This is a genomic window from Nocardia sp. SYP-A9097, assembly GCF_009649815.1.
Lineage (GTDB): Bacteria > Actinomycetota > Actinomycetes > Mycobacteriales > Mycobacteriaceae > Nocardia.
Window position 1 is genome coordinate 272,906 of the sequence record NZ_WJIC01000004.1, and the last position, 19,156, is coordinate 292,061.

21 protein-coding genes are annotated in these 19,156 nt (G+C 66.0%); 9 read left to right on the plus strand and 12 right to left on the minus strand.

Going from position 1 to position 19,156, the window contains the following annotated elements:
• Nucleotides 1-46: 46 nt before the first annotated feature.
• The 4 genes from GFY24_RS11340 to GFY24_RS11355 form a co-directional block, all read right to left on the minus strand.
• Nucleotides 47-1,651 (minus strand): regulator, encoded by a 1,605-nt coding sequence (locus tag GFY24_RS11340; protein ID WP_153804962.1) that lies wholly within the window; start codon nt 1,649-1,651, stop codon nt 47-49.
• 12 nt (nt 1,652-1,663) lie between these two features.
• Entirely contained in the window at nt 1,664-2,359 is a 696-nt protein-coding gene (locus GFY24_RS11345; protein ID WP_153804963.1) for a cysteine hydrolase family protein, read from the minus strand.
• Complete coding sequence (locus GFY24_RS11350) at nt 2,356-3,744, minus strand: allophanate hydrolase (protein ID WP_153804964.1); 1,389 nt, start codon at nt 3,742-3,744, stop codon at nt 2,356-2,358. Before GFY24_RS11350 ends, GFY24_RS11345 begins: the two co-directional genes overlap by 4 nt.
• A gap of 131 nt (nt 3,745-3,875) precedes the next feature.
• On the minus strand, nt 3,876-4,292 hold the full coding sequence (locus tag GFY24_RS11355; RefSeq protein ID WP_309230728.1) for a response regulator transcription factor: 417 nt from the start codon (nt 4,290-4,292) through the stop codon (nt 3,876-3,878).
• Nucleotides 4,293-4,404: 112 nt separating this feature from the next.
• Between GFY24_RS11355 and GFY24_RS11360 the strand changes: the two genes are divergently transcribed.
• Both GFY24_RS11360 and GFY24_RS11365 read left to right on the plus strand, forming a co-directional pair.
• On the plus strand, nt 4,405-5,241 hold the full coding sequence (locus GFY24_RS11360; RefSeq protein ID WP_153804965.1) for an NAD(P)H-binding protein: 837 nt from the start codon (nt 4,405-4,407) through the stop codon (nt 5,239-5,241).
• A gap of 104 nt (nt 5,242-5,345) precedes the next feature.
• Nucleotides 5,346-6,314 carry a M48 family metalloprotease gene (locus GFY24_RS11365; RefSeq protein WP_153804966.1) on the plus strand — a complete coding sequence of 323 codons (969 nt, stop codon included), beginning with the start codon at nt 5,346-5,348 and terminating at the stop codon, nt 6,312-6,314.
• Here the strand turns inward: GFY24_RS11365 and GFY24_RS11370 are convergent.
• The 4 genes from GFY24_RS11370 to GFY24_RS11385 are packed head-to-tail and all read right to left on the minus strand — an operon-like array spanning nt 6,311 to nt 9,126.
• A complete protein-coding gene (locus GFY24_RS11370) occupies nt 6,311-6,883 on the minus strand; it encodes a dihydrofolate reductase family protein (RefSeq protein WP_153804967.1) in 573 nt (190 codons plus the stop codon). The two genes, GFY24_RS11365 and GFY24_RS11370, sit on opposite strands and share 4 nt — an antisense overlap.
• A 34-nt stretch (nt 6,884-6,917) precedes the next feature.
• Nucleotides 6,918-7,652, minus strand: a complete 735-nt coding sequence (locus GFY24_RS11375; RefSeq protein WP_153804968.1) for an SRPBCC domain-containing protein — start codon at nt 7,650-7,652, stop codon at nt 6,918-6,920.
• Nucleotide 7,653: 1 nt separating this feature from the next.
• Nucleotides 7,654-8,292, minus strand: a complete 639-nt coding sequence (locus GFY24_RS11380) for a helix-turn-helix domain-containing protein (protein WP_309230729.1) — start codon at nt 8,290-8,292, stop codon at nt 7,654-7,656.
• A gap of 57 nt (nt 8,293-8,349) precedes the next feature.
• The gene (locus tag GFY24_RS11385; protein ID WP_375336032.1) at nt 8,350-9,126 is read right to left on the minus strand and encodes a class I SAM-dependent methyltransferase; all 777 of its coding nucleotides are present in this window, start codon (nt 9,124-9,126) and stop codon (nt 8,350-8,352) included.
• A 216-nt stretch (nt 9,127-9,342) separates the two neighbouring features.
• On the opposite strand from GFY24_RS11385, the gene GFY24_RS11390 reads away from it, so the two are divergent.
• Nucleotides 9,343-9,801 carry a hypothetical protein gene (locus tag GFY24_RS11390; protein WP_153804970.1) on the plus strand — a complete coding sequence of 153 codons (459 nt, stop codon included), beginning with the start codon at nt 9,343-9,345 and terminating at the stop codon, nt 9,799-9,801.
• 75 nt (nt 9,802-9,876) lie between these two features.
• Here GFY24_RS11390 and GFY24_RS11395 read toward each other — a convergent pair whose 3' ends face one another.
• On the minus strand, nt 9,877-11,115 hold the full coding sequence (locus GFY24_RS11395) for an acyl-CoA dehydrogenase family protein (protein ID WP_153804971.1): 1,239 nt from the start codon (nt 11,113-11,115) through the stop codon (nt 9,877-9,879).
• A gap of 27 nt (nt 11,116-11,142) precedes the next feature.
• Complete coding sequence (locus GFY24_RS11400; protein WP_375336025.1) at nt 11,143-12,540, minus strand: acyl-CoA dehydrogenase family protein; 1,398 nt, start codon at nt 12,538-12,540, stop codon at nt 11,143-11,145.
• Nucleotides 12,541-12,773: 233 nt separating this feature from the next.
• Between GFY24_RS11400 and GFY24_RS11405 the strand changes: the two genes are divergently transcribed.
• From GFY24_RS11405 to GFY24_RS11415, 4 genes are all read left to right on the plus strand, one after another.
• Nucleotides 12,774-13,112 carry a hypothetical protein gene (locus GFY24_RS11405; protein ID WP_153804973.1) on the plus strand — a complete coding sequence of 113 codons (339 nt, stop codon included), beginning with the start codon at nt 12,774-12,776 and terminating at the stop codon, nt 13,110-13,112.
• Between the two features lie 285 nt (nt 13,113-13,397).
• Nucleotides 13,398-13,970 (plus strand): glycosyltransferase family 39 protein, encoded by a 573-nt coding sequence (locus GFY24_RS41820; protein ID WP_309230731.1) that lies wholly within the window; start codon nt 13,398-13,400, stop codon nt 13,968-13,970.
• A gap of 58 nt (nt 13,971-14,028) precedes the next feature.
• On the plus strand, nt 14,029-14,385 hold the full coding sequence (locus tag GFY24_RS41825; protein ID WP_228566193.1) for a hypothetical protein: 357 nt from the start codon (nt 14,029-14,031) through the stop codon (nt 14,383-14,385).
• Between the two features lie 96 nt (nt 14,386-14,481).
• Nucleotides 14,482-14,727, plus strand: a complete 246-nt coding sequence (locus tag GFY24_RS11415) for a hypothetical protein (RefSeq protein WP_153804974.1) — start codon at nt 14,482-14,484, stop codon at nt 14,725-14,727.
• A gap of 427 nt (nt 14,728-15,154) precedes the next feature.
• Here GFY24_RS11415 and hisN read toward each other — a convergent pair whose 3' ends face one another.
• Nucleotides 15,155-15,940 (minus strand): histidinol-phosphatase, encoded by a 786-nt coding sequence (gene hisN / locus GFY24_RS11420; RefSeq protein WP_309230732.1) that lies wholly within the window; start codon nt 15,938-15,940, stop codon nt 15,155-15,157.
• A gap of 57 nt (nt 15,941-15,997) precedes the next feature.
• On the minus strand, nt 15,998-16,594 hold the full coding sequence (locus tag GFY24_RS11425) for an NADPH-dependent FMN reductase (RefSeq protein ID WP_153804975.1): 597 nt from the start codon (nt 16,592-16,594) through the stop codon (nt 15,998-16,000).
• A 142-nt stretch (nt 16,595-16,736) separates the two neighbouring features.
• On the opposite strand from GFY24_RS11425, the gene GFY24_RS11430 reads away from it, so the two are divergent.
• A complete protein-coding gene (locus GFY24_RS11430; RefSeq protein WP_309230733.1) occupies nt 16,737-17,594 on the plus strand; it encodes a helix-turn-helix transcriptional regulator in 858 nt (285 codons plus the stop codon).
• Nucleotides 17,595-17,941: 347 nt separating this feature from the next.
• Nucleotides 17,942-19,063 carry a peptide chain release factor 2 gene (gene prfB, locus GFY24_RS11435; RefSeq protein WP_309230766.1) on the plus strand — a complete coding sequence of 374 codons (1,122 nt, stop codon included), beginning with the start codon at nt 17,942-17,944 and terminating at the stop codon, nt 19,061-19,063.
• Nucleotides 19,064-19,156: the final 93 nt, after the last annotated feature.

The window sequence follows — 19,156 nt, forward strand, 5'->3', positions numbered from 1 at the left end:
CCTCAGTTTCACGCCACCGAGTGTGCCTCGCGCCCGGGCTTTCGCGCTACATGGATTCCCCTGCGATCGTGTCGGCGGCCTCGGGCGTGTTGGCCTCCGGCGCGGGTGCGGTGCCGGGCAGGAAGGAGCAGGCCGCGCACACCACGCCGAAGAACAGATAGCCCAGCGCGACCTGTGGCGCTGCGGCCCAGCCGACCTCACTCGCGTGAATGAGCCCGATCCAGGCCAGCGCCGCACCGACCGCCGAGGCGATAGCCGCTGCGCGGAAACGCTTTTCGAGAATGAAGGTCACCATGGTGCCGAGTACCAGACCGGCCAGTACCGCACCGGCCCCGAGCGTCTTCAGCCCGTCATAGACCACCCCGGCCTGTCCGAGCGCATCCATTCCCACCTTGTCCGCCGAGGTTCCGGCCGCACTCAGCGCATTGTCGATCTGCCCGACACCCCACTCCGCGAGATTCGGCAGCAGCGCCGCCACCACGGCGACCGCATGCAGCTTCGGCACCGCCTGGAAGGCTTGCGCGCCGATCAGCAATCCGATGTACAGCAGGATCGGCACGATCGCCGGAATCGGCAGAATGGTGGCGAGCACCCCGAAAAGCCCGAGCAGACACATCAATCCGATGACCGCGCCGCTGGCGAGCGAGTACCCCGTGCGCCCGCCCGCGTCCTTCCATCCAGGGTGCCCGATGTACACGGCGGGCGGGAACGGCGACCCGAAGCCCGAGCCGATAATCGCCCCGAACCCGTCGGCCAGCAGCACACTGCGCAGGTTGTAGTTATCGCCCGCGGCGGCCGCGCTCTCCACATTGCTCATGGCTTCGGTGAAGTTGTAGACGCCCAGCGGAATCGCGGTGGCGAGCAGCGGTGCCAGATGGCTGAGCCCGTCGAAGAGCAGATGCAGCCGCAGATCCGGTAGCCCGAGCGCGATATCGTGCGCCGCCGCCGACACATCCGGCACCGACATATACCCGCCGATCCAGCCGATGGCCGTACCGACCAGCAGTGCCACCAATCCGATCGGAATATTGCCCGGCAGCCGGACATTGGTGAAGAACCCGATCAGAATGATGGCCAGCACCGGCAATCCGATCCAGGCCGCCTCCCACATCTGCGCGGCCGGGCGCATGGCGATGAAGGTGATGGAGATACCCGCCAGGGTGCCGAGCATGGCCGCGCGCGGTGTGATCTTGCGAATGAACGGTCCGACGAACGCCCCGATCATGACGATCACGCCGATCATGAACGCCCACGCCAGGCCGGCGGCCCACGCCCGCATCGGATCATTGGTCTTCAGATAGATCGGCAGCATGACCACGAAGACCACGATGAACATATGCGGCACACTCGGCCCGTACGGCAGCGCGGTCACCGTATCGCGGCCCTCGCGCCGGGCCAGGCGGCGCGCGAGCACCATGTAGTACAGATTCCCCAGCACCAGTGCGATTCCGAGCGCGGGCAGCACGGTGCCGAGCACATCCGCGCTCGGAATCTTCACCACCACGATGGAGAGCGTGGTCAGGGTCAGGACGTTGACGAGAATATTGAACGCGAGCCCGAAGAAGGCATTGGTATCCCCGCGCGTCCACCAGGGCAGGGAAAGGGGTGCGGCGGAACCGGTTTCGTCAGGGAGTTTGGTATCGACGGACATGGTGGTTCCTGTTCACTGAGCCGGGGTGGAGACGGTGGCGGTGAGAGCGCCGATGACGGCGGCCGAATCGGCCACCCAGCCGAAGATGCCGCCCTGTGCGGCGATCATCTCCAGCCCGACCCGCTGGAATTCCGGGAAATACGAACCGACGCAGTCGGAGACGACCAGGCATTCGAAGCCGCGGTCATTGGCCTCGCGGACGGTGGTGTGCACGCACACCTCGGTGGTGACGCCGGTGACGAGCAGGGAGCTGATTCCCTTGCGCGCCAGTACATCCGAGAGTTCGGTGGCGTAGAACGCGCCCTTGCCGGGTTTGTCGATCACCACCTCGCCGTCCAGCGGCGCGAGTTCGTCGATGATGTCGTGCCCGTATTCACCGCGCACCAGAATCCGGCCGAACGCCCCCGGATCACCGATACGCTGAGAAGGGCTGCCCCGCAGCAGTTTCGCCGGAGGACAGTCGGACAGATCCGGGAGATGACCCTCCCGGGTGTGTATCACCGTGATCCCGGCCGCCCGCGCCGCGGCGATGAGCCCCGCGAGCGGTTCGATCACGGTGCGCAGCAATCCCACATCATTGCCCAGGCTCTCACCGAACCCGCCGGGTAGGAGGAAGTCCCGCTGCATATCGATGACGAGCAGTGCCAGGGTGCTCGGCTCGAAGGAGAATTCGCCGGGTTGCGCCGGAATGTATTGAACTGCCGTCATCTTCGTTCTCTCTGTTCGAGCCGGACTTCCGAATGCGCCACCAGCGGGCGCGGCTCGTCGAGGAGGCGGGCGGCCGCCGCCAGAACGGTGTCATCGCTCAGCGCGGGTCCGAAGACCATGGCCGAGAACGGACGACCGTCCGGGGTGGTGCCCAGCGGTACGGCAATCGCGGTGAGATCCAGCAGATTCCCGAAGTGGGTGTAGTGGCCGAGCACGGTATTGGTGGCGATGGGATCGGCCAGCACCTGCGGCACCGTGAAGGTGGTGCCGATGGTCGGGACCACCATGACATCGACATCGCGCCACATCCGGGCCACCACGGCCTTGAGCTCTTGTAGCCGCTGCTGCGCGCGGAAGACGTCGACGGCGGTGAATCGACTTCCACCGGTGAGGATTTCGCGAATCACCGGCAGGATCGACTCGGGTCGCGCGGTGAGGAAATCCTCGAACTCCACCAGGCGTTCGGCCACCCACGGGCCCTGGTACAGCAGTTCACCCGCGTCCAGGAACGGCCGCAGGGTGGTTGTCACACAGTCGAATCCGAGGCCGGGCAGGCGTTCGCGCAGACCCAGATGTGCGGAACGGAATACCTCGTCACCGAAGAACTCCAACTCGGAGGCCGCGGGCAGTCCGAGGCGAATCCTGTTGCCGTCGAACCGGGCCCCACGTTCACGACTCCACGGATCGCCCGGATCCGGGCCGGCGATCACCTCGAAGACCCGATCCAGATCCTCGACCGTGGTCGCCATGAGGGTGAGGCAATCCAGCGACTTACACGCCGGAACCAATCCCACCGTGCCGATCAGCCCCCGCGACGGCTTCCATCCCACAATCCCGTTGAGCGCGGCCGGAACTCGCCCCGAACCCGCGGTATCAGTGGCCACACAGAACGGCACCTCACCCAGCGCCACCGCCCGCGCCGACCCGGAACTGGACCCGCCCGAGATCAAATCCCCGCCGAACACACTCCGCGGAATCGGATACGGCGTCCGCGTCCCGTTCAACCCCGTGGCGAACTGATCCAGATTCGTCTTCCCCACGAACAGCGCCCCCGCATCCAGCAGCCGCTGCACCGCGGGCGCGGTTTCCGTTGCGGTATAGGCGAAGTCGGGACATGCCAGCGTCGTCGGCCACCCCGCCACATCGATACTGTCCTTCACCCCGAACGGCACCCCGTACAGCGGCAGCGTCCGCGCCCCCGGCCGCCGCTCGATCGCCGCGGCCGCCGCCAGCAGCTCCGCCCGCGCCCCCGCCGTAATCCACGTCCCGTCCTGTCCCCGCGCCGCAATGGCATCCGCCACCCGCGCGGCGGTGTGAATCGGCGACCCGCTACCACTTTCGTGCGATGCCAGAATCTCCGCGACGGTAGGCCCAGGGGTCAACATCTGTCGATTGTCGGCACCCCGTGTGAAGCCCAGCGCCTCGAATTATGTCCGCCGTGTTAGCTGAAAGTCGCTGTTCCCCGGGCGGCCCGCGCGGCCCTGCACGGGTACGGTATGGCGGGGGTGGGAGTGGATTACAGCCAGCCCGAGGCCGTTGCGATGCGGATGGCGTCGACTCGATTGCGGGCCTGGAGTTTTGCCACCGACGAGGCCAGGTAGTTGCGAACCGTTCCGTAGGTGAGACTGAGTTGGATCGCGATCTCACGGGGGTCCGCACCGGCGGCGAAGCAGCGCAGTACGTCGATTTCGCGGTCGGTGAGCGGGCAGTCGGGTGTGCGCAGGGCGGTGAACGCCAGCTCCGGATCGAGTACCCGGCCTCCGGCGGCGACGGTACGGACCGCATCCAGAAGTTCCCGGCGGGGCGTGTCCTTGAGGATGAAGCCGGATACGCCAATTTCCATGGCGCGCTTGAGGTGACCCGGATTCGCAAGCGCGGTGAGAATGAGGATGCGGCAGTCCGGCAGGCCGGTGTGCGGCCCAGTCGCCCGCACCGGATTTCCGGGGTCGGCGAGACTTGTCCGCTGAATTGGAATGGAACATTCCGTTCTGTTATGGTGGTGAAGCGCGGCCGATCCCACGCCACCGGGTACGAAGGGAAGTCACATGTTCTTGGTTATCGGTGCCACCGCCCACTTCGGTCGTCAGGCCGTGGATGCGCTGCTCGCTGCCGGGCAACCGGTCCGGGCGCTGACCCGCCGCCCGGAATCGGCCGACCTGCCCGCCGGAGCGCGGGTGGTGCCGGGGGATCTCACCGACGCCGATTCCCTCGGCAGCGCGCTCGCCGGCGTCGAAGCGATCTTCCTGGTGCTGCCCTACGGAATGGACGCCGCACCACTGCTTTCCGCGGCTCGCCGCGCGGGTGTGCGCCGCATCGTGTTCCTCTCCTCGGGCGCGGTGGTCGACGGGGCGCAGGCGCAGCCCGACGTGATCGCCCAGTACCACCGGGATGTGGAGCGTGCCATCGAGGCGTCCGGAATCGAATGGACCTTCCTGCGTCTGCTCTTCCCGGCGATCAACTCACTGTCCTTCGCCATGCAACTGGCCGGGGGAGAGGTGATCCGCGCCGCGTACGGGCAGGCTGCCGCATCGGTAGTCCACGAGAACGATGTCGCCGATGTCGTCGCGGCTGTCCTGCCCGGCGGGCACGGCGGCCGGGTCTACGACCTCACCGGCCCCCAATCCCTCACGCAGACAGAGCAGGTCGAGATTCTCGGTGCGACCCTGGGACGGCCGCTGACCTTCGAGGAGTTGGACGACGCACCCGTGCGCGCACAGCTGGCGCAGTTCATGGACCCCGCCTTCACAAATGCCCTCTTCGATCTGATGGCCGCCACGGTAGGCAAACCGGCACAGGTGAATTCGCTCGTCGAAGACCTCACCGGACACGCACCCCGCACCTACGCCCAGTGGGTCGCGGACCACCTCGCCGATTTCTCCTGACCGCACAAGCGGGGGCTACTGTCACGGCCGACCGGTTCGTATCGTGAATGTGTCGCGATACGAACCGACCTTGAGCCCCTCCGCGGCGTAAGGGAGTTCTCATCATGTCCACGGATGCCCCGGACATACCCGCGTATCGATTCACCGGACGCGCACGCATCGAAGCGAAGCTTCTCCCGCTGGCGCGGCTGCTCATCGCGGTGCCGTGGGCCGTGGCCACCGTCGTGCTACTGCGGAGCCTCGCACTCTGGGTGGGGCTCTGGGCGGTCCTGGTCCTCGTCGTAATACGGTGTCTGGCTTGGATTTGCGCGCGAATAGTCAATTGGATCAATCCGGATGAGGAGACCTGGCGGCGCAACGCGCGGGAGTGGCCGGACAAGGTGCGGTATCCACCGGGACGGGATGACCCCTACGCACTGCTCGTCGAGGCCAGGAAGGATGTCATGCTGGCGGCGGGTCTGCCCGAGTCCTGGTTGCGGCTATTGCTGAAGAAATCGCCACACAAGTCAGCGAGCGCAGGACCGCATCGCCTTGTCGCGGTGTCGATTTCGGCGGTGAATCAGTTGCCTCCGCCGCAATTGCGGGCGCTCGTCGCACACGAACTCGGGCATGAACTGATCGGTGGTGCGATCGTGCGGAATATCGAAGCGCTCTGCACCACACCGGTATCCGCCATATTCGACCTCCCGGCCATCAACGTGCTCTATCTGCTCGCGGACAAGGACAGGTGGTCGGTCCTTCGTGTCGTACTACTGCTGATCACTGCCCCGGTGCTGTTCGCGGCCTTCGTCGCGCTCATGCTCCCGGCCATCGCCATCCACCCCGCCCTTGTCCTGGCCACACTCTGTTTCCTGCAACCCTTTCCGCGGGCGTGGCTGAGCTGGCGCGGCGAATACCTCGCGGACCAGGTCGCCACCGACCTCGGCTACGGTCCCGCACTGCGCGACTACCTCATCGGTTCGTCGGTGGAATACGGCGGCGGCTTCACCCGCACCCATCCCTCCGCCCACGCCCGCATCCGAAGAAGTGAACGCCGCGAACACCTTGTCGGCCCCGGAGGGCAACTGCCCTAGTGGATGACGTCGAAGACGTTCTTCTGCAAGCCGTTCGAGTAGGACTCGGACTCCACCAGCTTCAGCTTCTGGGTGTCCTTGTCCGTGGTGCTGAACAGGCGCTTGCCCGCGCCGAGCAGGAGCGGGAAGACGAGCAGGTGGTAGCGGTCGATGAGGCCCGCGTCCGAGAGGCTTCGGTTCAGGGAGGCGCTGCCGTGCACGATGATCGGGCCGCCCTCGGTCTGCTTCAGCGCGGCGACATCGTCGAGAGAGCGCAGGATGGTGGTCTCACCCCAGTTGGTGACCAGGTCGCTCTCGGTGAGGGTGGTGGAGACGACGTACTTCGGCATCACCTTGTACTCGGCGAACTCCGCCATCTCCGGCCACACCGGGCTGAATGCCTGATAGCTGGTGCGGCCCAGCAGCATCGCGCCGGCCTCCTGTTGTTCGCGGCCTTTGATCTCGAAGGCGGCGGGGTCGAATTCGATGTCCTTGAAGGTCCAGCCGGAGTTGCGGTAGCCGGGCTCGCCGCCCGGGCCCTCCACCACGCCGTCGAGCGAGACGAAAGCGGTGCTGATCAAGGTGCGCATGGGAATCTCCTTATCGGTTAGGGGTTTTAGATTGTCAGGCGACGAGTGCGCTGAGCCACCGCTGCCATGCGGACTCCGCGCCAACGGTATTCGGGCCGAACAGGTGATGGAACATGATCGCCATACCGGTGGGGCCGTGATGGAAGGTGTAGAGCCCATCGGCGGTACGCACCGCGAGGCGTTCGTCATCGGCCCACACCACCTCACCCTCAAGCGGGGGCAGCTCGGCGGGCTCCGCATGCGCGCGAGCACCCCGGACGACGGGTGCGGTCAGCGACAGCGCACCGGTGATCGCCGCCCAGACCTCCGGGGCCGACTGTCCGAAAGCCACTGCGAACACCGGGGTTCCGGTGCGGCCCGCGAAGTGCGTCAGATACTCGCCCAGCGTGTGCAGATGGAAGGGCCAACCGCGGCGCAGCGCGTCGTACTCGTCCTGCCAGTCGTCGCCGAGCATGCCGCTGTGCACGACGCGCAGTACGGTACTGCCGCCCTCGCGGCCCTCGATCAAATACTCGAAGGCCATGAACCGGCCCTGCTCGTTGGTGGCGGTGCGCGTGGCCAGGCGTTTGCCCGGTTCGTAAGCGGTGATCACCGCCTCCTCGCGCTGACCGCCGGTGTCCATGGCCGCGATACCGCCCTCGCGGGGTTCGATCTCATTGCGCCCCATGAACCAGGAGTCGACTCCGGGTCCGGTGGCGATCGCCTCCCACACCTGATCGGGAGTCGCCGCGAGGCTGGTCTCCACTTCGATCTCGAATGGATGCGGCATCTCAGTTCTCCTGTCCGGCTTCGGCTTCGGGGTCCTGCGCGTTCGCCGTCGAGGCGGATCGCGGGGTGGGAATCTGGTGCAGGCCGAAGATCACCCGATGGTTTCGACCGCCCGGCGCGGATTCATCGTGGTACCGCCCGACCAGTGTCGTCACCGCCTGCGCCAGCTCCTGCGTGAACGCCGCCCGATCGCTCGCCGAGGCGAACCGCACCTCGGCATCGATACCGAAAGTGGCCACCCGTCGCTGGGCGCGCTGGGCGCCGGTCAACAGCGCCCCCACCTCCTGCACCAGCCGTGACCCCAGGGCCAGCAGCCAGCGTGCCGACAGTTGATCCGGCGCCCGCGCGGGGTCCGGGCTGACCGCACCCAAAGCGCTCGGCGAGATCACATAGGAGGCGGCCGTGGCCTGGTAGACGCGCTCGGTGACACTGCCCTTGCGCCGCTCCACCGTCAGCTCGACCAGCCCGTGCCGCTCCAACTCCTTAAGGTGGTAATTCACCTTCTGCCTGGGCAAACCCAGTCGACCGGCCAACATGGCGGCCGAACCGGGTTCACTCAGCGCGGCGAGAATCCGCGACCGAATGGGGTCCAGCGACGCCTCGGCCGCGGCGGGTTCCTCGATGACGGCGACATCCAACACGCGTTCCAGCCTGCTACCGACAAATTAATTTGTCAAGACAATCCATCTTGTCGGTGCTCAGGATCTGGTGAAGATGACCGGATGATCGCGCTCGGGGCTGCCTTCGATCCTGAACTCGACCGAGATATTCGATCCGGCCGCTGCCGCGAGCATCTCGACCGCCGACACGCTGTAGAGGCGAAGGCGGGTGATGAGTCCGTCGTGCAGGGTCGGCGGGATGGTCGCCAGCGGGAGCCGGGCGAGGACGCCGATCAAGAGCATCATCAGCGGAAACAGCATGATCCGGGCGAGCAATGCGGGCCCGGACGGCCGAATGCCGTCCACCACAAGGAATCTGCGCCCCACCCGGGTGGCATCGGCGATCGCCCGTGCCGCGACGCCCGGCGGCAGATGGTGAAAACCGGCCGCCCACACCACCAGGTCATAACTACCGTCCGGATCTTCGATCGCGGTCCCATCCGTCACCCGCACGGTGGCCCTCGGGTCCGCGCCCAGTGGCCCCGCCGCCATCACGGCCACCGATGCAGGATCGAGGTCGGTGGCGGTCACCCGTACATCCGGGCGCAGCTCCAGAATTCGCGCCGACAACCGCCCATGCCCCGCCCCGAGCTCCAGAATCCGTGGATTCTCCACCCCCGCCACCAATTCCAGCGCCAATCGGGCATTGGACTCGAACACCCCGAACCGATTCCCGATCCGGTCCAGCGCATCCACCACCCGCTGCTTGACCACATCGGACACGGCGTACCTGTCCGTGAACTCGAGTCGATCGGTCTGCAAGAATCGGTCCAGCCTCGACGCTCCCGGTCCACCCCCGAGGCATGGCCTCGATATCGAGAGCGGACGATTGCTGTTGCGTCATAACGCATCTCATCCCATCGCTTGGTAAAGAATTCCTCAAGGATTTACCGCACCGCGATGGGCTGAACCTCATCGGCCGAATCGCCCCGTGCTCAGCGCGTTTAGGTTCGATCATGGTTTCGCGAAGCAGGTGCGACTTCGCCCGCGCTATCGTTCCCCCTCTGCGTCATCAGGGCACCGAGGAGAGTCATGTTCGAAACCGATGCGGCAACGGCCACAACAGAATTGGGCATAGACACCCGAATCACCCTGGTCGCGGCCGGTCTCCTGTTCATCCTCGCCCTGATTCTCGGCGTTTGGAAGTTTCAGCAGATCAGCGCCTCGCCCGACGCCACCGCGCACATCTACGTGGACATCGCCCACCGCGCCACCCTGCTCTACTCCTTCGCCACCCTGCTGCTGGCCGTCTTCACCGAACTCAGCTCCTGGCCCACCGCTGTCAACCTGACCGCCGACATAGTCGTCCTGATCTTCTTCCTGGCCGCCATAGCCGCCTACATAGTCCACGGCCTCCTGCGGGACACCACCAACCAATTCCACGGCCAGACCGGCAAACTCGGCACCAAGATCTCCATGATCGCCCTCATCATCGGCGAAGTGGGCGGCTTCCTGGTCCTGTTCACCGGCTTCATCGCCGGTCAGTTCTGACCCGTCCCGCGGACACGAAAAAACCGGTGTGACTCCTGGAGGGAAAGTCACACCGGTTTTCCGTTGTGCCGCAGGCTACTTCAGCTTGTCGCTACCCAGGTTCAGGATGCGGCGAGCCACGATGAGCTGCTGGATCTGCTGGGTGCCCTCGAAGATATCGAGAATCTTCGAGTCGCGGCCCCACTTCTCCAGCAGGGTGCGCTGGGAGTAGCCGGTCGCCCCCGCGAGTTCGACGGCCTTGAGGGTGACGTCGGTGCCCATGCGGCCGGCCTTGGCCTTGGACATGGAAGCCTCGAGGGAGTTGGGCTTCTTGTTGTCGGCCATCCAGGCCGCGCGCAGCGACAGCAGGTAGGCGGATTCGAAATCCGCTTCCATGCGCAGGAATTCGGCCGCGGCGGCGGACTGGTTGTTGGCGGGCTTGTCGTAGTCGATCTCGATACCGGCCTCGGAGAGGACCTTGCGGAGCTCTTCGAGAGCGGCGCGACCGACGCCGACGGCCATGGCGGCAACCAGGGGACGGGTGTTGTCGAACGTCTGCATGACGCCCGCGAAACCCTTCTCCACATTGACTTCCGGCGAACCGAGGATGTTGTCCTTCGGGATGCGGCAATCCTCGAAACGGATCTCCGCGGTATCGGAGGCCTTGATGCCCAGCTTGTGCTCGAGGCGGGATACGGTCAGACCCTTGGCATCACGCGGCACCACGAAGGACTTGATGGCCGCACGACCCAGCGACTTGTCCACCGTCGCCCACACCACGATATGGGTGGCGCGCGAACCGGCGGTCACGAAGATCTTGGTGCCGTTCAGCACCCACTCGTCACCGTCGAGGGTCGCGGTGGTGGAGACCGCCGCCGAGTCCGAACCGAAGGACGGCTCGGTGATGGCCATGGCGGCCCACACCTTGCCGAACCGCTCCAGCTGCTCATCGGTGGCGACCGCGGCGATCGCGGCATTGCCCAGGCCCTGGTACGGGATCGACAGCATCAGACCGGCATCGCCCCAGCAGGTCTCCAGGGCGTTCATCAGCGCGGACATATTGCCGCCGTTGGTGTTTCCGCGCAGCTCGGTGGCGTGCGCGTCCGGCTTGGCGTCGCCGCCCTTGGCCTTACGGCCGCCGGTCGCGCCCGAGACATCCTGCGTGCCCGAATCCGACAGGCCCTCGATCATGGCGGCCATCGTGTCCAGCTCGACCGGGTACTCGTGCTCGGCGAGGTCGTACTTGCGCGAAGCCGGACGGAAGATTTCCGCGGCAACCTGGTGGGCCTGGTTGGCGCTGGCCCGCAGCTTCCTGGGGAGTTCGAGATTGATCATTGGTGGTCTCTCCGTTGAGAAGTCGGGTCAGATGAGGACGATGCCTTCGGCAACACCGATGGCGCGCAGATCGCGGTACCAGCGCTCCACCGGATGCTCCTTGGTGAAGCCGTGACCGCCGAGCAACTGCACACCATCCAGGCCGATCTGCATGCCTTTGTCGGTGGCCAGCTTGCGAGCCAGACCGGCCTCGCGAGCGAACGACAGGCCCTGCTCCGCGCGCGACGCACCTCGCAGCGTCACGAGCCGCAGACCGTCGAGCTCGATGGCCATATTGGCGACCATGAAGGCCACCGCCTGCCGGTGCGCGATCGGCTCGCCGAACGCCTCCCGCTCCTTCACATACGGAATCACGTAATCCAGCACGGCCTGACCGGTACCGACCGCCAGCGACGACCAGCCCAGCCGAGCCAGCCGCACCGCATCCGCGTAATCCTCGGTGCGCTGGGCGGTTTCGGCATCACCCAGCAGGGCGTTGGTGGAGACCGCGACATTGTCCAGGATCAGTCGACCCAGACCAGCGGCACGCAGACCCATCGACGGATCGGCCTCCACGACCACACCCTGCGTGTCCGACTCCACAATGAAGAACGCCGGACGACCGTCGAGTTCGGCTGCCACAATGAACAATTCGGCATCACCGGCGGCCGGAACCAGGCTCTTCACACCGTTCAAACGGTAACCGCTGGGCGAGCGGGTGGCCTTGGTCTTCAGCGCGAACGGATCGAACAGCGCCTGCGGCTCGGAAATGACAACCGACGCCTGCGGCACATTCTCCCCGGCGAACGCACCCAGGTAGGTCTTCTGCTGCGCGTCGGTGCCCCACTGGGACAGCGCCACGGCCACACCGCTCGGCGCGAGCAGCGGCAGCGCCAAACCCATATCGCCGTGCGCGAGCGCCTCGGCCACAAGGGAATTGGTGACCGCGCCACGCTCGGCGGCCGCGCCCTCGAACTCCTCGGGCACATTGATCAGAGTGATGCCGAGCTCGGCGGCGCGCTCCAGCAGATCGCGCGGAGCCTTGGCGGCATTGTCGGCGTCGTAGGCGGCCGGACGCAGGATCTCGGCGGCGAACTCGCGGACCGTCTCGACGATCATCTGCTGCTCGTCGGTCGGGGTCAGGTCGAAGTAGTCCTTCTTACGGGACTCGTTGGCGGGCAGCCGCTTCGGCGCGCCGCCACCGCCGGAGACCTTCTCGAACGCGCGGGTCGCCGCGCCCAGCGAGCGGAAGCCGGTCTTGGTGCCCTCGTAGGTCAACCGTTCGATGGGCTTGCGCAGGTTGTACTTCTCCGCGAGTTCGGACCCCGTGATGGTCGTCATGACCCGCATGGCCGCGCCCATCCAGTCGCGCTTGACCGGGTTCAGACCAACTGCGGAAGTATCCGGACGTCGCGTCTTTGCGGTGTCTCGAGTGCTCATAATCACCAGTTTTCTTGAGTGTGGAGGGTGATCCTGCCCAGCAATCTTACTCCAGAGTAAGACTATCTTACTTCAGAGTAAGAACTGACGTCGAGGGTTGTCGAATCGGCTGGTCAGCGCGATGGTTTCGCAAGTCTCCAATACGCCATGGCAAATAGTGAAACAAACACCCTTCATATGGGTTGACGGTGGGCTACGGTGTCGGCGCACCATTGCACCCCAAATGGAGGTCTCCCTAAATGAAAACGCTGGTAGGTACCACCGGCGCGATTGCGATCGCACTCTTCATCGCCGCCGCTCCGAGCGCATCCGCCGAAGGCATCCCGCTGCAGGACATCGGCACCGTCACCGAGGGCGGTATCAACACCGGCTCCGGTAACGGCGGCGGTGGCGACTCCGGCTCCGCGGCCGGATTCGGCTCGGTCCAGATCGGCAATGGCGGCTCCAGCGCCGCGGGCACCGGCTCGGGCCAGATCAATACCGGTTCGGGCAACTCCGGATCGGGCTACAGTCCCATCGCGGGACCGTCCACCACCGGCTCGGCCGCGCCCACCGGCGGCACCGCCTCCGCGGGCTGACAGCACCACCTCCCGGCGTAGGGGACCGCAGCCCCGCGTCGGGCTCGCACGGGGGACAGGTGAAACACACCCGGCGTTCACCGAATTTTGACAGGCTGACCGAATGTACTGGGTGGCGGGCATTTTCGCGGCAGCCTTGCTGGGCTGCGCGAATCGGTACGGATATCACCGTGACGAGATGTACTTCCTGGCCGCGGGGCGGCGGCTGGACTGGGGATACGCCGATCAACCACCGCTGGTTCCGCTGATCGCGCGGGGGATGCCGCGATCGACCCGGAATCGCTGGTGCTGCTGCGTATTCCAGCGATTCTCGCGGCGGTGGCCGTGGTCCTGTGCGCGGGCTGGATGGCCCGCGAACTCGGTGGGGGAGCGGTGGCACGGACACTCGCCGCCACCGCGGTCGCCTCGGCCGCAGTGGTCATGGGGGCCGGACATCTGTTCGGGACAACGATTTTCGACCTGGCCATCTGGTCCGGTATCACCCTGCTGGTATTGCGGCTATTGCGAACGGATTCCGAGCCGCGCTGGTGGCTGCCCATCGGCCTGCTGGCCGGGCTCGGCCTGCAGAACAAGGCGCTGCTGACGATCCCGCTGGTCGTGCTGGCGTTTTCGCTGACCCTGATCGGCCCGCGAAAAGTTTTCGCCACCAGATACTTTCCGCTCGCGGTGCTGCTCACCGGGCTACTCGTACTGCCCTACCTGTACTGGCAGGCCCGCAACGGCTGGCCGCAGTGGGAACTGAGCCGATCCATCGCGGGCGGATCCTCGGGCACCTCGAACTCCCCGATCGCCTTCGTACTCCTGCAATTCGGTCTGATGGGCCCACTCCTGGTGCCGCCCGGTCACGGCCCTGCGTGATTCCCCGATACTCGCGATCAACTACGACGCGGGCGAGACCATCGGCTGGCCCGCCTTCGTGCGTCAGATCGCCGACGCCCGTACCCGTTTCGCACCCGATGCCGAGATCCTCACCGCCAACTACGGCGAGGCCGCAGCCATCGAACGGTTCGGCGGTGCCCATGGACTCCCCACTCCGCACAGCCCGCACAACGCCTACTGGTGGTGGGGTCCACCGGCGGATGGTCGTCCGGTGCTCGCGGTCGGCCTGAATCCGGGTCGCATAACCCGCCTGTGCGCCGATGCCGAGCAGGTCGGGCGCATCGACAACGGTCTCGGCATCGACAATGACGAACAGGGCAGGACCCTTTACGTATGCCGTGCGCTCCGGCTGCCCTGGGCCGAAACCTGGCCTACCCTGTGCCTTCTCGGATAGTTGTCACATCACCAAGGAATTCGGGTCTTTAGGAAAGGTTTACGTTTCACTACCGTCCAGTTCCGTCGGGACACGATCGAACAGATAGGGACATTGATGAAGCGTTCAATTGCCGGATTCGCCGTGGCGGGTGCCCTCCTGCTGCCTCTGCAATTCGGTTCCGCCGCGGCGGCGTCCATCAGCGCCGCGCCGGTCGCGACCTCCGGTTCGGCCGGATCGAGTGAGATCGGCTGCACCTCGAATACCAATCCGACCTGCTCCCCGCTGGTGAAGGCGCTGGTCGACCTGCTCGCCGGACTGAGCACCGGCTCGTCCAAGGGTGGCGGCGCTCCCGCCGCCTGATCGCCGCGGATTGCCGGCCATCCGGCAACCGTGCCGCTCCGAATTCCTTGATACGACAGGTATTCCGATGTGCACGCATCGGGTAGTGTTCTTACCCAATAGGATTGCGCAATAAACGCGTTAAAAACGGTTGCGTGCATAGTGATTCACTGCGTGGCGAGTTCGGCATAAGCGGGTACGCTATGCGGTTATTTCGTTCCGGTCACGCCAACTGTCAAGCCTCACTACGTTTTTCGATGAGACGAAAGGAGGATTGGTTATGTTGTCAGGACTCGTCTCTGTGGTTACCAGTCTGCTCAGCGGCCTCGTGGGGGGTGCTCATCGGCACCCCGGGTGGTGGCGGTACGGGCGGTTCCGCCTAGATCTCGACGAACGAACACGAACGCCCCCGCCCAGCAGGCGGGGGCGTTCGTGTGTTCGGGAGATCTCAGGCGGCCAGTGCGGCCAGCACCTGGTCCTGCAGATGGGAATTCGTCGCCACGGCACTACCGCCGTGCGGTCCCGGATTGCCGTCGAGGGAGGTGAAGGTGCCGCCCGCCTCACGGATCAGAATATCCAGCGCCGCCATATCCCACAGCGACAGTTCGGGTTCGGTGACGATATCCACCGCACCCTCCGCCAGCAGCGTGTAACCGAAGAAATCGCCATAGCCGCGGGTCCGCCACACCTCATCGCTGAGCGCGATCAACTTGGCCCGCCGCCCGATCGCCCGCCAGCCCGAGAGCGAGGAGATGGCCAGGCTCGCCGCACCCAGCTCGGCCACCGCCGACACCGAGATGGCCTTGGGCTCGGACCCCTCGAAACTCGTCCACGCACCCGCACCCGCGGCCGCCCACCAGCGCCGCGACAGCGCGGGGGCGCTCACCACGCCCACCACCGGCACACCATCCTCGAGCAGCGAGATGAGCGAGGCCCAGACCGGCACCCCGCGCACGAAATTCTTGGTCCCGTCGATCGGATCGATCACCCACTGACGACCGGAGAACTCGGCATCCCCGCCGAATTCCTCACCGAGCACCAGATCCGCCGGGCGCTCGGAGCCGAGTACCTCACGCACCATTCGCTCCACGGCCAGGTCGGCGTCCGACACCGGGGTCAGATCCGGCTTCGCGTCGATCTTCAGATCGAGCGCGCCGAACCGATCACGGGTAATGGCGTCGGCCGCGTCGGCCAGCCGCAGGGCGAGTTCGAGATCACTGGAGTAAGCGGTCACCCGGGAAACGTTAGCGGCCCCGGGTGAACCCCGCGCATCGGCCGCGACCTTCGCGTTTCAGACGGCGGCGGGGAGTTCCCGGGCAGCGGTAAGAGCGCTTGCCCACCAATGGATTTGATCCAGCATGCGCGCCGCGGTCTGCTCCGGTTCGGTCGGATCCAGCAGTTGCCCCTGCTGATCGAAGAGCAGGAAGTAGCGCGGGAACGACACGAAATCCTTGACCGTATGCGCGTTGAGCTCGCTGAACACCTGTCGCAGATGTTCGACGGCGAGCAACCCGCCGCTCTTACCGCTGTATCCGACGAAACCGACGGTTTTGCGATCCCACTCGGCCAGATGCCAGTCGACGGCCGTCTTGAGCGAGGCCGGATAGCTGCGATTGATATCCGGGGTCACGATCACCATGGCATCGGCCGCCGCCAACCGTGCGGTCAGATCGAGCATGCCCGCCGGACGCACCGGATTCGGTTCCATCACCAACGGCACCGCGGGCAACTCGTGCGGCAGCTCGGCCTCGGCCAGATCGATCAGGTCGACCTCGAAACCGCCATGGCGGCGAGCCTGCTCGGTGAACCAATTCGCGACCACCGGACCGAAACGGCCCTCCCGGACGCTGCCGATGATCACCGCGAGCCGTAGGGGCGTGCTGCTCATTGTGGTCTCCTTCGAGATGCGCTGGCGGCCGGTCGACCGCTGAGAACGACTCTGCTGCCCGCGAGATCGAATAGGGAGACCACGCTGAGAGTGGTAGTGGCAGGGACAGTCTCGGGCTCGCGAAGCTTGGTACCTTCGAGAAGTGAGCGACAACGAGCTGGGGCTGTTCCTGCGCACCCGCAGGGAGGCGACCACGCCTGCCGAGGTGGGGTTGCCCAGCGGCGCGCGTCGGCGTACCCCCGGTCTGCGCCGCGCGGAGCTCGCCACACTCGCGGGCGTCAGCGTCGAATACCTGATCAGATTGGAGCAGGGGCGCGACCGGAATCCGTCTGTCGCCGTACTGTCCTCGATCGCCGACGCACTCCAGATGACCAGGAATCAGCGGGTCCACCTGCATCAGCTCGGCAAAGCCTCCGATCCCGGCTTCAGCTGCCTCGGCGGCGCGGGGCCGAATCGGGCCGTGCGCCCGGCCATCCAGGCAATTCTCGAACAGCTCGAGCCCGCACCGGCGGTCGTGATGAACCGGCTCAGCGAACTGCTCGCCAGCACCACCGGCTACCGGCGGCTGATGGAACCCATCGGCCTGCTCGATGCCGGATGGCCCGGCAGTTACGCCCGCTACGTCCTCACCGATCCGCGCGCCCGCACCGCCTATCCGGACTGGGAACATAAGGCGGACAAGGTGGTCGCCACCCTCAAACAGGGTCCGGGTCGCTCCGATCCCGAGGTCGGCGCGCTCATCGACGAACTCACCATCACCGTCGGCGAGGAGTTCACCCGCCGCATGGAATCCATTCCGGGCCTGCCCGACCACAATGGCGTCGGCCGCCTCGAACACCCCGAAGCGGGCATGCTCCGCCTGGCCTACGAAACCCTCTCGCTCTCGGCCGACGATGATCAATACATCATGATCTACCTCCCCGCCGACGAGCTGACCGCCGCCGCCCTCGACACCCTGATCGGCCGCACACCCGGCAGTCTCCGCGCCGTGGCTGGTTGAAGGACTCGCGAACCGCGCAGGTTCGCACTCGTCGAAGCACAGCCACCGCATGCCGTTGATATTCCCGCGCGTCCGATAACCGCCTCGGCCCTCGCCCGGAGGCGCCTTCGCGATTTTCTCGCTCGGATGGCCCTTCCGCCCGGGCGGATGACTCCGATGGCCGTGCCCCAAGGACTCCGCCACGCCGCGCCGACTTGATCGGGGCGCGGTGCGCTCGCGCGTGTTCGTGACCGCCGCGCCAATCCCCGAACTTCTCCGGCGGTATCGACCGCCCACCCGGCCGCGGCGCACGCGGCTGGTCTCCCTTTGTTTCATCGACCTTGAAAGGGGCGGTAGCCTTGAGCACCGTGCATCCTGACGTCTCCGCTGACCTTGCCGAACTCGACTCGACTCTGAAGACCATCGAGTCGGTGCTCGATATCGACGAGCTGGTCCGGCGCATCGACGAATTGGAACAGCAGGCCGCGGACCCGGAACTCTGGAACGACCAGGACCACGCCCAGGCCGTGACCAGCGAGCTGTCCCACGCACAGAGTGAACTGCGGCGAGTCCGGGAGCTGCGCTCGCGGCTCGAAGACCTGCCGGTGCTGTACGAATTGGCCGAGGACGAGGAGGGTGAGGCCCGCGCCTCCGCCCTCGCCGACGCCGACTCCGAACGCGCCAACCTGCACGGCGATGTGGAGGCCCTCGAGGTCCGAACGCTGCTCGCCGGCGAATACGACAAGCGTGAGGCGCTGGTCAATATTCGCTCCGGCGCGGGTGGCGTGGACGCCGCCGACTGGGCGCAGATGCTCATGCGCATGTACGTGCGCTGGGCCGAACGACACAAGTACAGCGTCGAAATCTACGACACCTCCTATGCCGAAGAGGCGGGCATCAAGTCCGCGACCTTCGCCGTGAAGTCGCCGTACGCGTACGGCACCCTCTCGGTGGAGATGGGCACGCACCGCCTGGTGCGCATCAGCCCGTTCGACAATCAGGGCCGCCGCCAGACCTCCTTCGCCGAGGTCGAGGTGCTGCCCGTGGTGGAGACCACCGACCACATCGAGATCCCGGAGGGTGAGGTCCGCGTCGATGTGTACCGCTCCTCGGGCCCCGGTGGCCAGTCGGTCAACACCACCGACTCGGCGGTGCGCCTGACGCACATTCCGACCGGCATCGTCGTCACCTGTCAGAACGAGAAATCCCAGCTGCAGAACAAGATTTCGGCCATGCGCGTGCTGCAGGCCAAACTGCTGGAGCGCAAGCGGCAGGAGGAGCGCGCCCAGATGGACGCGCTCAAGACCAATGAGGGCGCGTCCTGGGGTAACCAGATGCGCTCCTACGTTCTGCACCCGTACCAGATGGTGAAGGATCTCCGGACCAACTACGAGGTCAACAATCCCTCGGCCGTCCTCGACGGTGAGATCGATGGTTTCATCGAATCCGGAATCCGCTGGCGGATGCGGGAGCAGCAGACCTCGGCGTAGGCCCACTCTGTTTCGCGGCCCGCCCCGACTCTGGACTGACGGAGCGGGGGAGCGAAGCGGAGGAGCGGAGGAGGGAAGAGGCGGGGTCACGAG

Excerpts from the sequence above, each read along its gene's own strand:
- GFY24_RS11340 (WP_153804962.1), bottom strand. The coding sequence starts at position 1,651 with ATGTCCGTCGATACCAAACTCCCTGACGAAACCGGTTCCGCCGCACCC.
- GFY24_RS11345 (WP_153804963.1), bottom strand. The coding sequence starts at position 2,359 with ATGACGGCAGTTCAATACATTCCGGCGCAACCCGGCGAATTCTCCTTC.
- GFY24_RS11350 (WP_153804964.1), bottom strand. The coding sequence starts at position 3,744 with ATGTTGACCCCTGGGCCTACCGTCGCGGAGATTCTGGCATCGCACGAA.
- GFY24_RS11360 (WP_153804965.1), top strand. The coding sequence starts at position 4,405 with ATGTTCTTGGTTATCGGTGCCACCGCCCACTTCGGTCGTCAGGCCGTG.
- GFY24_RS11365 (WP_153804966.1), top strand. The coding sequence starts at position 5,346 with ATGTCCACGGATGCCCCGGACATACCCGCGTATCGATTCACCGGACGC.
- GFY24_RS11370 (WP_153804967.1), bottom strand. The coding sequence starts at position 6,883 with ATGCGCACCTTGATCAGCACCGCTTTCGTCTCGCTCGACGGCGTGGTG.
- GFY24_RS11375 (WP_153804968.1), bottom strand. The coding sequence starts at position 7,652 with ATGCCGCATCCATTCGAGATCGAAGTGGAGACCAGCCTCGCGGCGACT.
- GFY24_RS11390 (WP_153804970.1), top strand. The coding sequence starts at position 9,343 with ATGTTCGAAACCGATGCGGCAACGGCCACAACAGAATTGGGCATAGAC.
- GFY24_RS11395 (WP_153804971.1), bottom strand. The coding sequence starts at position 11,115 with ATGATCAATCTCGAACTCCCCAGGAAGCTGCGGGCCAGCGCCAACCAG.
- GFY24_RS11405 (WP_153804973.1), top strand. The coding sequence starts at position 12,774 with ATGAAAACGCTGGTAGGTACCACCGGCGCGATTGCGATCGCACTCTTC.
- GFY24_RS11415 (WP_153804974.1), top strand. The coding sequence starts at position 14,482 with ATGAAGCGTTCAATTGCCGGATTCGCCGTGGCGGGTGCCCTCCTGCTG.
- GFY24_RS11425 (WP_153804975.1), bottom strand. The coding sequence starts at position 16,594 with ATGAGCAGCACGCCCCTACGGCTCGCGGTGATCATCGGCAGCGTCCGG.